The 13,036-nt window shown below is 49.3% G+C and carries 13 protein-coding genes; all 13 read left to right on the forward strand.

Translation table 11 applies throughout. The annotated features are described in order from the left end of the window. Window positions 1-3 precede the first annotated feature (3 nt). The 13 genes from accB to Q7C_RS08835 all read left to right on the forward strand — a co-directional run bounded on the left by accB (window position 4) and on the right by Q7C_RS08835 (window position 13,036). Entirely contained in the window at window positions 4-465 is a 462-nt protein-coding gene (accB, locus tag Q7C_RS08775) for an acetyl-CoA carboxylase biotin carboxyl carrier protein (RefSeq protein ID WP_014704382.1), read from the forward strand. A gap of 53 nt (window positions 466-518) precedes the next feature. Beyond that, complete coding sequence (gene accC / locus Q7C_RS08780) at window positions 519-1,859, forward strand: acetyl-CoA carboxylase biotin carboxylase subunit (protein WP_014704383.1); 1,341 nt, start codon at window positions 519-521, stop codon at window positions 1,857-1,859. Window positions 1,860-1,871: 12 nt separating this feature from the next. Further along, window positions 1,872-2,747 (forward strand): 50S ribosomal protein L11 methyltransferase, encoded by an 876-nt coding sequence (gene prmA, locus Q7C_RS08785; RefSeq protein ID WP_014704384.1) that lies wholly within the window; start codon window positions 1,872-1,874, stop codon window positions 2,745-2,747. Further along, entirely contained in the window at window positions 2,740-3,747 is a 1,008-nt protein-coding gene (gene dusB / locus Q7C_RS08790; protein ID WP_014704385.1) for a tRNA dihydrouridine synthase DusB, read from the forward strand. Before prmA ends, dusB begins: the two co-directional genes overlap by 8 nt. Continuing rightward, window positions 3,744-4,034: a DNA-binding transcriptional regulator Fis gene (gene fis / locus Q7C_RS08795; protein WP_014704386.1), complete on the forward strand. Its 291-nt coding sequence runs from the start codon at window positions 3,744-3,746 to the stop codon at window positions 4,032-4,034. The genes dusB and fis overlap by 4 nt, the downstream gene beginning before the upstream one ends. Window positions 4,035-4,065: 31 nt before the next feature. Next, window positions 4,066-5,625: a bifunctional phosphoribosylaminoimidazolecarboxamide formyltransferase/IMP cyclohydrolase gene (gene purH, locus Q7C_RS08800; protein WP_014704387.1), complete on the forward strand. Its 1,560-nt coding sequence runs from the start codon at window positions 4,066-4,068 to the stop codon at window positions 5,623-5,625. A 130-nt stretch (window positions 5,626-5,755) separates the two neighbouring features. Beyond that, on the forward strand, window positions 5,756-6,784 hold the full coding sequence (gene argC / locus Q7C_RS08805; protein ID WP_014704388.1) for an N-acetyl-gamma-glutamyl-phosphate reductase: 1,029 nt from the start codon (window positions 5,756-5,758) through the stop codon (window positions 6,782-6,784). Continuing rightward, a complete protein-coding gene (locus Q7C_RS13335) occupies window positions 6,784-7,467 on the forward strand; it encodes a DUF6776 family protein (protein WP_014704389.1) in 684 nt (227 codons plus the stop codon). Before argC ends, Q7C_RS13335 begins: the two co-directional genes overlap by 1 nt. 11 nt (window positions 7,468-7,478) lie before the next feature. Beyond that, complete coding sequence (locus Q7C_RS08815; protein WP_014704390.1) at window positions 7,479-7,943, forward strand: bactofilin family protein; 465 nt, start codon at window positions 7,479-7,481, stop codon at window positions 7,941-7,943. Window positions 7,944-8,007: 64 nt separating this feature from the next. Further along, a complete protein-coding gene (gene erpA, locus Q7C_RS08820) occupies window positions 8,008-8,352 on the forward strand; it encodes an iron-sulfur cluster insertion protein ErpA (protein ID WP_014704391.1) in 345 nt (114 codons plus the stop codon). Between the two features lie 123 nt (window positions 8,353-8,475). Continuing rightward, the gene (locus tag Q7C_RS08825; RefSeq protein ID WP_014704392.1) at window positions 8,476-9,726 is read left to right on the forward strand and encodes a DUF2254 domain-containing protein; all 1,251 of its coding nucleotides are present in this window, start codon (window positions 8,476-8,478) and stop codon (window positions 9,724-9,726) included. A gap of 181 nt (window positions 9,727-9,907) precedes the next feature. After that, window positions 9,908-10,861: an AraC family transcriptional regulator gene (locus Q7C_RS13340; RefSeq protein ID WP_187287364.1), complete on the forward strand. Its 954-nt coding sequence runs from the start codon at window positions 9,908-9,910 to the stop codon at window positions 10,859-10,861. A 33-nt stretch (window positions 10,862-10,894) separates the two neighbouring features. After that, on the forward strand, window positions 10,895-13,036 hold the full coding sequence (locus tag Q7C_RS08835; protein WP_014704394.1) for a TonB-dependent receptor: 2,142 nt from the start codon (window positions 10,895-10,897) through the stop codon (window positions 13,034-13,036).

The raw sequence follows: 13,036 nt of genomic DNA on the forward strand, positions 1-13,036 counted from the left end.
TCCATGGATATTCGTAAAATTAAAAAATTGATTGATCTGATTCAGGAATCGGATGTCGCTGAAATTGAAATTTCCGAGGGCGAAGAATCCGTCCGAATCAGCCGCCAAAGCAGCGCACAACCATATTACGCGCCGCAACCTGCACCAACCACTGTATCGATTCCATCAACGCCACCTGCCGCTGCGGACACGACACCGGCACCCACTGCTGCGCCGTCCGCCAATCATGATGCCAATGCGGTTCGCTCGCCTATGGTTGGCACGTTTTATCGCTCCTCCTCACCAGAGGCATCACCCTTTGTTGAAGTTGGTCAGCAGGTCAGTGCCGGGGATGTGATCTGCATCATCGAAGCGATGAAAATGTTTAATCAAATTGAAGCTGATCGCAGCGGCACAGTTAAAGCGATTCTGGTTGATGATGGACATCCAGTCGAGTTTGACGAGCCGTTAATCGTTATTGCCTGATTTATGCCGGCAAATGCCGGATAATTTTCTGCTGATTTAATTGCGGACACACCATGATTGATAAAATTGTTATTGCCAACCGGGGCGAAATCGCCCTGCGTATTTTGCGAGCCTGTTGGGAGTTAGGTATTAAGACTGTTGCCGTTCACTCCGACGTAGATCGTGATTTAAAACATGTTTTGCTTGCGGATGAGACGGTTTGTATTGGTCCCGCCCCGTCTAATCAAAGCTATCTGAATATTCCAGCGCTGATTAGTGCTGCCGAGATAACCGATGCCACGGCGATTCACCCTGGCTATGGTTTTTTGTCAGAAAATGCCGATTTTGCAGAGCGTGTTGAACAAAGCGGCTTTATTTTCATCGGACCTCGCGCAGACACTATCCGTTTGATGGGCGACAAAGTATCTGCCATCAAGGCCATGAAAGAAGCTGGTGTGCCTTGTGTACCGGGTTCAGATGGGCCGCTTGGATCAAATGATGAAACCAACATGCGTCTGGCAAGAGAGATTGGCTATCCGATCATCATTAAAGCCGCTGGTGGCGGGGGTGGCCGTGGCATGCGTGAAGTGCACAGTGAGGCGCACTTGTTAAATGCCATTGCGCTGACCAAGTCAGAAGCTAAAGCCGCTTTCGGCAACGATATGGTTTATATGGAAAAATTCCTGGAAAACCCGCGGCATATCGAATTTCAGGTGTTAGCCGACCAGCATGGTAATGCCATTCACCTTGGTGAACGGGATTGTTCTATGCAGCGTCGCCATCAAAAAGTGGTTGAAGAAGCGCCCGCGCCAGGGATTACCCAAGAGATGCGTGATCGGATGGGTAAAATCTGTGCCGATGCCTGTGTTCGTATCGGCTATCGTGGGGCCGGCACTTTCGAATTCCTGTACCAGGATGGCGAGTTTTACTTTATTGAAATGAACACGCGTATTCAGGTCGAACATCCCGTAACCGAAAGAGTGACCGATATGGATTTAGTCGCCGAACAAATTCGTATTGCTGCTGGCAATAAATTGTCTGTCCGTCAAGAAGACATTCAAATGCGTGGCCATGCTATCGAATGCCGGATTAATGCCGAAAACCCGCGTACTTTCATGCCAAGCCCCGGTGTTGTCAGCCATTACCATGCACCGGGTGGTGCCGGGATTCGTATGGACTCACATTTATACAGCGGTTACCGCGTGCCACCGAATTACGACTCTTTGATTGGCAAATTGATCGCCTATGGCAATAACCGGGAATCGGCCATCAAACGAATGCAAACCGCGCTTAAAGAAATTGGTATCGACGGTATTCAAACCAATGTCGAGTTACACCGTGACATTATGGATGACACCCATTTCCAGACGGGTGGCACCAATATCCATTATTTAGAGAAAAAGCTCGGCCTGTAGGCTGATCTTCTTATGGCTTGGGTACAATTTATTTTTAATACGCCGCCTGACGCGGCAGAGTCTCTTTCTGAGGCGCTCACTGATGCGGGGGCAGCAGCCGTCACCTTTCAGGATCAAGCGGATCAGCCTATCTATGAACCGCCAATCGGTGAAACACCATTGTGGTCAGCCACACAAGTCGTCGCATTATTTGATGCCAATACAACGGCCGAAGCCTTACAACTGGCGGTAAAGCCATTTTATGCAGGCGCCTTACCCGATTTTAAAATCGAAGCGGTTGAAGATAAAGATTGGGAACGAGCCTGGATGGATGATTTTTCGCCCTTATGTTTTGGCGAAAGACTCTGGATTGTACCAAGCTGGCATACACCACCACAGCCGGAAGCGGTCAATATTTTATTAGACCCCGGCTTGGCCTTTGGTACGGGTACCCACCCCACCACCGCCCTTTGTCTTCGTTGGCTGGATAAGCAGGAAATGACGGGGAAAACCGTGATTGACTATGGCTGCGGCAGCGGCATTTTGGCAATTGCGGCGGCACTGCTTGGCGCAAGCAAAATCATTGCCGTCGACACCGATCCACAAGCATTAGAAGCTACGCAGGAAAACGCCAAACGTAATGGCGTCACGATTCAGACCTTTCTCCCCGATGCCTGTCCTGATATCACTGCTGATGTCTTGCTCGCCAATATTTTGGCTGGTCCACTGATGTCGCTGGCACCCTTATTTTCCCGGCTAACCCATCTCGGCAGTGATCTGGTATTGTCCGGTATTCTGGATACACAAACGGCTGACATCCAATCCACTTATCAATCCAAATTTGGCACACTTGCCGCGCAGCAGCATGATGAGTGGATGCGTCTGACCGGAGTTCGTCAACGTGATTAACCCCATTCAAATCGGCCCTTATACGCTGCCAAATAATTTATTCCTGGCACCTATGGCCGGGGTAACGGATCGCCCTTTTCGACAACTGTGTCGTAAATTAGGTGCCGGCATGGCGGTATCAGAAATGATTACCGCCAATAAAGCACTATGGACCAGCAAAAAATCTTTACTGCGCGCTAACCATGATGGCGAGCCGGAACCACGCAGCGTTCAAATCGCTGGCGCTGATCCGCACATGATGGCTGAAGCCGCACGGCATAATGTCGCGCAAGGCGCGCATATTATCGATATCAATATGGGCTGTCCCGCCAAAAAAGTCTGTAATGCCATGGCCGGCTCGGCTTTGTTGGCTCATGAAACCTTAGTTGCAGATATTTTAGAAGCCGTGGTGTCGGCGGTATCCGTGCCCGTTACCTTGAAAATTCGCACCGGCTCAGATCGGGAAAACAAAAATGGCGTGCGCATTGCCCAGATTGCAGAACAAGCGGGTATCCAGGCATTGGCCGTTCATGGCCGAACGCGTGCTGATCTGTATCGAGGAGACGCTGAATACGAGACGATTGCAGAAATTAAAAGTCGTATTCATATTCCGGTGATTGCGAATGGCGATATTGACTGTCCTGAAAAAGCCCACTTTGTGCTCTCTAAAACCGGCGCTGATGGCCTGATGATAGGCCGCGCTGCACAAGGTAATCCATGGATTTTTCAGCAAATTTTGCATTATCTGCAAACCGGTACCCATCTACCCGCTCCGGCCATCGATGACGTTCGTGACATCTTGATTACACACCTCAAGACACTGTACGATTTCTATGGTGAGTATTCCGGTGTTCGCATGGCGCGTAAGCATATTGCCTGGTACAGCAAGGGCTTACGTGATGGCAATGCTTTCCGGCAGGAAATGAATCAACTGGAAGACCCCGCACAGCAACTGGCCTTTACGGCCGCGTTTTTTACGCAATTGGCACAAGCACAGCAAAAGGATACGCTCGCGGCATGAACAAAGCGCTTGACTCATCATTGGCTGGCTGTACTGAACTTGGTGTTCAAGCTGATGTTCGTCAGGCTCCGTTGAAAGAGTGTGTCGATACCGCATTGAAAAATTACTTTCAGCAACTCAATGGTGCGCCGGCGGCCAACCTTTATGAAATGCTCATGACCGAGGTTGAAGTTCCGCTACTCAAAGCCACTTTGCAACATACCCATGGTAACCAAAGTCGAGCGGCAGAAATCCTTGGCATCAACCGCGGCACCCTTAGAAAAAAACTTAAACAATATGGCCTGTAACGGCTGAATCACTCTATATTCTGGAATTTGCATGAACCCGATTAAACGCGCTTTATTAAGCGTCTCTGACAAAACTGGTATTGTCGCCCTTGCCGAACAGCTTCACGCGCTTGATATTGAACTCCTGTCAACCGGCGGCACTGCTAAATTACTGGCTGATGCTGGCTTACCGGTCAAGGAAGTCTCTGACCACACCGGGTTTCCGGAAATGATGGCCGGCCGTATCAAAACGCTTCACCCGAAAATTCACGGCGGTTTACTTGGCCGGCGTGGTACCGATGATGCGATGATGGCAACGCACGATATTGCCCCGATAGATTTAGTTGTTGTGAATCTCTACCCGTTTGCAGCCACTGTCGCACGTGAAGACTGTACTCTGCCAGATGCTATTGAAAATATTGATATCGGTGGCCCCACCATGTTGCGTGCTGCCGCCAAAAACCATGCTGATGTGACGGTGTTAATTGACCCAGTGGATTACGCCCCAGTTATTGACCAGATTAAAACTCATGGCGGTACGGATGATGCCACCCGATTCTCCCTTGCCCTGAAAACGTTTGAACATACGGCAAATTACGATGGCATGATCGCTAACTATCTGGGTACGGTCGCTAGCGAGGGTAAACAGCGTTTCCCTCGCACTTTCAATAGCCAATTCCATAAAAAACAGGACATGCGCTATGGTGAAAACCCGCACCAAACTGCGGCTTTTTATACCGAATCTACGCCCGAGTCAGGATCTATCGGCGCTGCTGTGCAGTTACAAGGTAAGGCACTTTCTTATAACAATATTGCCGATACCGATGCCGCATTGGAATGCGTCAAAGCTTTTGACACACCAGCCTGTGTGATTGTGAAACATGCTAATCCCTGTGGTGTGGCATGTGCTGATGACCTGCTGTCAGCCTATGATCGTGCCTTCCAGACGGATCCTACGTCAGCCTTTGGCGGCATCATCGCTTTCAACCGCATCCTTGATGAAAAAACCGCCAGCACCATCATCGACAGGCAATTTGTTGAAGTAATTATCGCCCCCGCTGTTGCCGATGGCGTAAAAGAAATTATCGCGGCAAAAGCGAATGTGCGCCTGCTTGTTTGTGGCGAACTGCCCGTAACACCAACGGCTGGTTGGGATTTCAAACGGGTAACAGGTGGCTTGCTGGTGCAAGATCGCGATATTGCCACCATCAGCCCCTCAGCGCTTAATGTAGTCACCCAAGTTGCGCCTGATGACGCTCAATTGAAAGACTTATTGTTTGCCTGGCGCGTGGCTAAGTACGTGAAATCGAATGCGATTGTTTATGCCAAAGATCTGCAAACCGTTGGTATCGGCGCGGGCCAGATGAGCCGCGTGGTTTCCAGTCGTATTGCCGGCATCAAAGCCGAAGATGCCGGACTTGTTGTACCCGGAGCCGTAATGGCATCGGATGCCTTTTTTCCATTCAGGGATGGGCTTGATGCCGCCGCCGAGGCTGGCATTAAAGCCGTCATTCAACCCGGCGGTTCCATGCGTGATGACGAAGTCATCGCCGCAGCCGATGAGCACGGTATTGCCATGGTATTCACCGGCATGCGTCATTTCCGTCATTAATGTCAGTCGAAGCGAAAACGCTTTAAACACGATTGAGAATAGGACTCCTGAGGGGTAAGTTTTACCTTACCCCTTTTGCTTTGCTGGCAGCTCTTTTATGATGTCCCTGCAAAGCAATACAGGAAAGTCCATGATTAAAATCGCCATCGTTGGTGCCACCGGTTATACCGGCGCCGAATTATTACGGCTGCTTTCCAGTCATCCTGAGGCTGACGTTCAAATTATTACGTCGCGGGCTGAGGCTGGTTTACCCGTAGCGGACCTTTATCCCAATTTACGTGGTCACGTTGATTTAGTCTTCACCGAGCCTGACGAGACGGCATTAGCGGCTTGTGATGTGGTATTTTTCGCGACGCCGCATACCGTCGCTATGCAGAGTGTCCCCGGGCTAATGCAGCGTGGTGTCCGTGTCATCGATCTGTCGGCAGATTTTCGTCTTAAAGACACCGATGCCTGGGCGGACTGGTATCACACACCACATACTTGCCCTGAATATGCGGCAGAAGCCGTTTATGGCCTGCCCGAATTAAATCGTGAAGCAATCGCAACAGCCCAATTAGTCGCCGTTGCGGGTTGTTATCCCACTGCCATACAACTTGGATTTTATCCGTTATTGAAAGCCGGTCTGATTGACACAAAACAATTGATTGCCGATGCCAAATCGGGCACCAGCGGCGCCGGTCGAAAAGCAGCTATTGGCACCCTGCTGACTGAATCGGCAGAAAATATGAAAGCCTATGCGGTGTCAGGTCATCGCCACTTACCGGAAATTCGGCAAACGCTGAATCAAATGGCCGGCAGCGACGTATCACTGACTTTCATTCCGCATCTGACCCCCATGATCCGAGGCATCCATGCAACGCTTTACAGCAGGTTGCTGAAATCGGCTGATTTACAGACGCTGTTTGAGCAGCATTATGCTGATGAGCCTTTTGTTGATGTGATGCCAGCTGGCGCGATGCCGGAAACCAGAACAGTGCGTGGCGCAAATACCTGTCGCCTTGCCGTCCATCAACCACAGGGCGACGACACCGTTGTTGTCTTATCGGTCATTGATAATCTGGTCAAAGGTGCCTCTGGTCAGGCAATTCAATGCATGAATATTATGTTTGGCTTGCCTGAATTTTACGGGCTACAAACGGTTCCGGCTTTGCCCTGATGACATCACCACTAGGCCATCTTGAAATTCGTCAGCGACGGCCTTTTCGCTGCCTGCTGTGGATTGTCTTGGTCGCCTTGCTGCTCGGTGCCGCGCAATGGTATTACCATCAATTCATCAGTGCTCAACAAATACGATTGCAGACAGAAAATGTCCGTTTAAACGACGCCTTGGACACCTTGCAGCAACAATATCAGGAGGTCACTGCATCCAGCGTTAACCTGCAACAATTACAGGCGATGCACAAAGCGACAACGGAAAAGCTTGAATCACGATTGCAACAACTGCAAACGCGCGTTATTAATCTCAATAAAGAGTTACTGTTTTATCAGAATATCACTCAGGGTAATGTCAGCAGTGCGTTACAGGTACGGGAATTACAACTTCGACAGGATAACGACGATACGCAGTTGATACGATATCGTCTGGTTATCACGCAGGGCAGTAATGTGACAGAGCCACTGACGGGTACGGTTTTATTGCAACTGCAACCGGCAGCAACCGATGTCGAGAGCATTAACCTTGGCGAACATGCTTTAAACTTGCGTTATGTGCAAATCATCGAAGGCAGTTTTGCTCTGCCTGCTACCGCCGTCGCCAGACTACAGGTTAAACTGACCCAAAAAGATAAAACACTGCTTTCCCAAGACTTCAACTGGCAGGAAATAAACCCAACTGATTGATGAGGATCGCCATGTTTGGCAAACAAAAAAAACGTAAAGCCGCTAAAGCCACCCGTATTGATACGCTGATTGGTGAAAATACGCATATTCAAGGTGATATTCATTTTAGTGGTGGCTTACGCATTGATGGCGCGGTAACTGGGAATATTATCGCTGATGAAAACGAAGCCTCATTATTGACGCTCAGTGAAAAAGGCCGGATCACCGGTGAAATTCGGGTACCACATCAGCTCATTAATGGTCGTATCAGTGGTCATGTCTATGCCAGTGAGCACATTGAGTTGGCAGGGGCCGCGCAAATTAACGGCGATGTGTTTTACCACCTGTTGGAAATGGCAATGGGAGCGGAAGTCAATGGGCAGCTAGTTCATGTCGCTCAAGACGACGATATCCTCACCGTGAGTCATGAGGACAACAGCCATGACGAGCAAAACTTACACCTTGGCAATACACCAGAAACACCGCCAAAATCTTGACTAATTTAGTCAGAAATCAGATACTAAAACATAGATAATTTAAAGTGTTATAGGGAGTCTAGCTATGACCAGTGAAATGCCCAGCCCAGTTATTTTTACTGACGCGGCAGCGGCGAAAGTCGGTGAATTAATTGCCGAAGAAGGTAACGATCAACTGAAACTACGCGTCTTTATCACCGGCGGTGGTTGTTCAGGGTTCCAATATGGCTTTACGTTTGAAGAAGAAATCAGCGACGAAGACACCCAAGTTGAAAAAGACGGTGTGATTTTACTGATTGATCCGGCGAGCTATCAATATCTTGTCGGGGCAGAAATTGATTACACCGATGGTATTGAAGGTTCTCAATTTGTTATTCGTAACCCGAATGCGACGACAACCTGTGGTTGCGGATCCTCATTTTCACCATAAACCGTAAATTTCATATCCCTAAAAGAACCGGCGCCTCTGGCCGGTTTTTTTGTGCCTGAAAATAGCAACTTCCACCGTGCCGTTGCCTAGGCTAAGCTGTGTTATCTATGCAAGGAGTGGTTTATGTTTTCTAAATGGCGCTGGTTGGTGGTGCAGTTTCTGCACAAAATGTGGGTGAGATCGGCACTCTTTGGCGTGATAGCCATTCTCATCGCATTACTGGCCGTACCACTCGAACATATTATTCAAAATCCGCTGCCTTTCAGTATCAGCGCAGAAACTATCATTCGTATTCTCAATATTTTGGCCTCCAGTATGTTGGCCGTCACTACCTTTTCATTGGGCGTCATGGTATCCGCCTTTGGCAGTGCCAGCTCAGGTATTTCTCCTAGGGCTAACTTACTGCTCAGACAGGATGCCACCTCGCAGAATGTCTTGGCGACTTTTTTGGGCAGCTTTATTTATAGTCTGGTTGGCATTATTGCGCTTAATACCGACATTTATGGCGAAACCGGACGCCTTATTCTGTTCATCACTACTGTCATCGTGATCGTCCTGATTGTGATCGCGTTGTTACGTTGGATCGAACATTTGTCACATCTTGGCCGCATGAGCGAAACCAGTCTGCGGGTTGAACAGGCCACCAGTAAGGCTCTTTCTGATTGGGTTGCACATCCGGCTCTGGGAGCCAACCCCCTTACTGAGGTAACCATGCCGGTTGATGCCATTGGTATTTTTACTGACCAAACCGGCTATGTTCAACATGTTGATATGGCATCTTTATCCTGCTTGGCCGAGCAGTATCAAGCAGAAATAATGATCCTTGCTCCGGCCGGCAAATACAGTCATCCAGCCGCGCCACTCGCCTGGCTAAGTCATTGTCGCGAACCCGACTGTATTGAGTCGATTCGGAATGCCTTCAGCATTGCAGATAAACGTAGTTTTGATCAGGATCCCCGGTTTGGCTTATCAGTCATGGCAGAAATTGCATCCCGAGCACTGTCACCTGCGGTGAATGATCCTGGCACGGCCATTGACATTATTAGCCGTGGCGGACGCGTGTTATTGGCATTGGGCAAACAGGATCAAGCGGATCTAACCATCCTTTACCCCCGGTTATCTATGTCAACACTGGCAACTCAGGACTTATTCGAAGATCTGTTCTTGCCGATCGCCAGAGATGGTGCCGCCGTTTGCCAAGTTGGGATTCGTTTATTGAAAACCCTGGCACTGTTAGCAGAAAACCATCCCGCCCAATTGACACAATCAGCTCAATATCTCGCTGCACGTGTCTTGGATTACAGTCAGTCTGCCATGATATCAGCGCAAGACTTTGCCCAATTGAAACGTTTGGTAGAAGAATTAAATTTATGAATTTATTTGTATTTTCCAGTGCCAAGGACCCTGCGTATTACCCATCCCTTGTCGCCTAAATAATCGGCCTGTTCATCTCTGTCACCAAACAGCTTTATCTTTTAACTGATAATAATTATCATTAACATCAGTTAACATCTACCTTATGACCACGCCCGCGTCACAAGCCACGCAGGAGAAGATGATGAGCATCGCCGCCAACAACTGGACAAGTAACCGCACGTTTTCTTATCAACCTTGTAAGGGGCTGCTATTTGGCGGATTCGATATGATTTATGCGGCTGATGCCCATATCAAGTCGATGCAGTTACCGGGTTTATTTATCGGCTTGATGCTGTCTGGCCAGTCAAATTCGATTCAAAGTGGCCACCACCACCGTATCCAGATTCCCGTAGGTCGGCCCATTATTGTCAGTTTCTCAGAACCGACCCTGTGCACCAACACCTATCGCTCAGGTGAGTTTTGTGCCGGTGTGGGTCTGCATATTGAATTTGATGCTTTACCTGCCGAACTGGGACACAGCCTCAATGCTTCCATCGCTTTCCTGAAAAGACACTTTATGGGTAAAGCAGATTTAACGGTACTGCCGGTCTTGCCGGCACTGAACGCCTTGGTCGAGCAGGCACTGCAAATTCCTCAGGACACCCCTTTTCGTGAACTTGAACTGGAAGCCGTGCTGATGAACTTTATGGCTTACATTTGTCGCGCTGTAGAGCAGGTAAGACAACATGACGGTATTCGGGGAAACCTGCAACAAAGAGAACGAAACCGCGTAAAACGCGTGACCGAATATCTACAAAACAATCTCGATCACACCCCCTCTCTCACCGAACTATCACAAATCGCAGGGGTGAACCCCAGCACGTTGGCTGATAACTTCAAAGCCGCTTATGGCCAGACTATTTTTGCTTTTTTTCGCGATCTGCGGCTGGATACGGCGCGGCGAATTCTGAGATGTGAGGGCGTGTCAGTGACTGAAACCGGACTGCGGGTTGGGTTTTCAAATCCCGCCGCTTTCGCAACGGCTTACCGGCGCCGGTTTGGACATTCTCCCAGTCAAGAAATCGAAGATAAACCTGATTTTGACAAAAGAAAACCCTATCACGCAAAGGCTGCCTCTCAAGCCACTCGATAGACTGTCGGGACCCACTTGTTATGAGGAACACCAATGTCTCGCCAGTCGATTTTTCCTGTTCTCATTCTGTCTTCGATGGCCTTACCTGGACCGATCGCGGCTCAGAATAACCAAATAAAACTGCCCCCCATTGAAGTTAATGCGGACCGACGCGGCGAAGATCTTCAAGAACAACCACGCGCTGTCACCGTTCTGAAAAAACCTGATTTAGAAACCACGCCCACCGAACCAGGCGCAGGCATCGCACTGCATTCACCCGGTCTGACCTTTTCCGGTTTTGGACAACCCGGCACCGACTTTCTCAATATTCGCGGTGTTGGGCCATTGGGTTACCCATTAAGTGCAACCGACCATATTGTTGCTTACTCAGTTAACGAAGTACCCACCTCTGGCTTCGGCTTTCCTGCCAGTATTTTCGACATGGAACAAGTCGAAGTATTTCGTGGACCACAGGGAACACTGTTTGGACGAAATGCACTGGCAGGCGGCATTAACTTTGTGCCACACGCCGCTGATGGTGACGCTGAGAAACGGCTGACTGTCGAAGCAGGTACCGATGGTCACCGGACGGCTGACTTTGTTGCTGGTGACTGGTTGTTGCCAGATCGGCTTGCTGCCCGGGTTGCGCTTCGTTATCAGGATTTTGATGGCGATGTGTCGAATACGATTGCCAACGGCACTGAAGGCGGGGCTTCGTTATCTGCCGCCAGGCTTTCTTTGACCGCCTTCACGGATTCCGGCTGGGATATATCAACAATGCTGCAGGCGGATAGACGTAAGAGTCATAACTCCTATTTGCTGTATTACGAACACCCGAATTTTCCGGAAAGCGGCGATGATCGGATACCAGAACACAGACGCGAAAATCATCAAGCCATCTTCAAAGCAGAAAAACAGTTTAATGCGGTTCGCTTTACCTCGCTGACCGGGTTACAACAACAAGATATCGACGGTGATGTCGGCGCATCCGATGCGTATTTGTATTCTGCATTAACGGGGCTGCCGGAAAATCTTTTCACTGATCAGACAACAGATTACTTTTTAACTGAAGAACGCGAAACCATCTTTAGTCAGGAATTCCGGCTGGCATCCGATGACAACGCAGATTTTTCCTGGGTTGTCGGGGCGAATTATTTTCAATCTGATTACCGTGGTGAGCGTGATGCCAAAAGTGCCACGCAACCCGCCTCTAATGGGGTAACGGATGTTGATATTGATACCCAATCCTGGTCACTGTTTGCTGATGCTACCTGGTCAATGACTGACCGCCTCAGGCTGTCTGCCGGCATTCGTTATGGTTGGGAATCACAGGAAGTGGATGGCCGGTACCTCTCCAATGGCTTTGCCGGCACCGTACCGACCTTTACCCAATCCGATGACATTGAAGATCATTACACGACGGGCCGTTTAGGGTTATCGTTTGATCTGACTGAGACCACAACCGCTTACCTTTCCTGGTCAAGAGGTTACACAGCAGGCGGCTATGAGAAACTGCTGGTCGGCTCTGCTACGGGCATTAAAACTGATCCTTTTAAAGCCGCAACCAATAATACGTGGGAAACTGGACTGAAGTTTGTTTCTGCTGATGAGCGACTGAAACTCAACGCTGCGCTATTCCATAATGACGTCAAAAATGGCCAGATGTTTGACTTTGAATTCAGAGAAGGGCTGGTTTACTACACCTTCACCAATCAAGATTACCGTTCTTATGGTCTGGAACTCGATGGCGTCTATCAGGCAACCGATGACCTGCAACTCCGTGGCTCGCTGACCCTGCTTGATAGTGAAATGCGCTCCGTTTCGACGACCACCAATACCGGTGCGCGCAATGGCAATGAGGTACCGTTAACGCCGGCGGTGTCAGCCACTTTTGGCTTTGATTACCAAATGCCAATCATCAATGTGAATCTGTTCGATGCCATCGTGCTATCCGCTGACTGGTCGTATGTCGGTAAGCGAGAAGGCGATATTGGTAATAACTTCAAACTGCCAGAACACGATATTGTTAATGCCCGGATTGCTTGGCGTAAAGGCAATAGCTCACTGTACGTCTTTGGACATAACCTACTGGATGAGCGCCCCGTGCATTTTGCCTCAGAATACACGCCAGATATTCACACCGCCTCAGTTGGCACCGGCAAAATTGTCGGGCTAGGATTGAGTATCGCTTTCTAA

Origin of the sequence: Methylophaga frappieri (genome assembly GCF_000260965.1) — a bacterium.
Classification (GTDB): Bacteria; Pseudomonadota; Gammaproteobacteria; order Nitrosococcales; family Methylophagaceae; genus Methylophaga; species Methylophaga frappieri.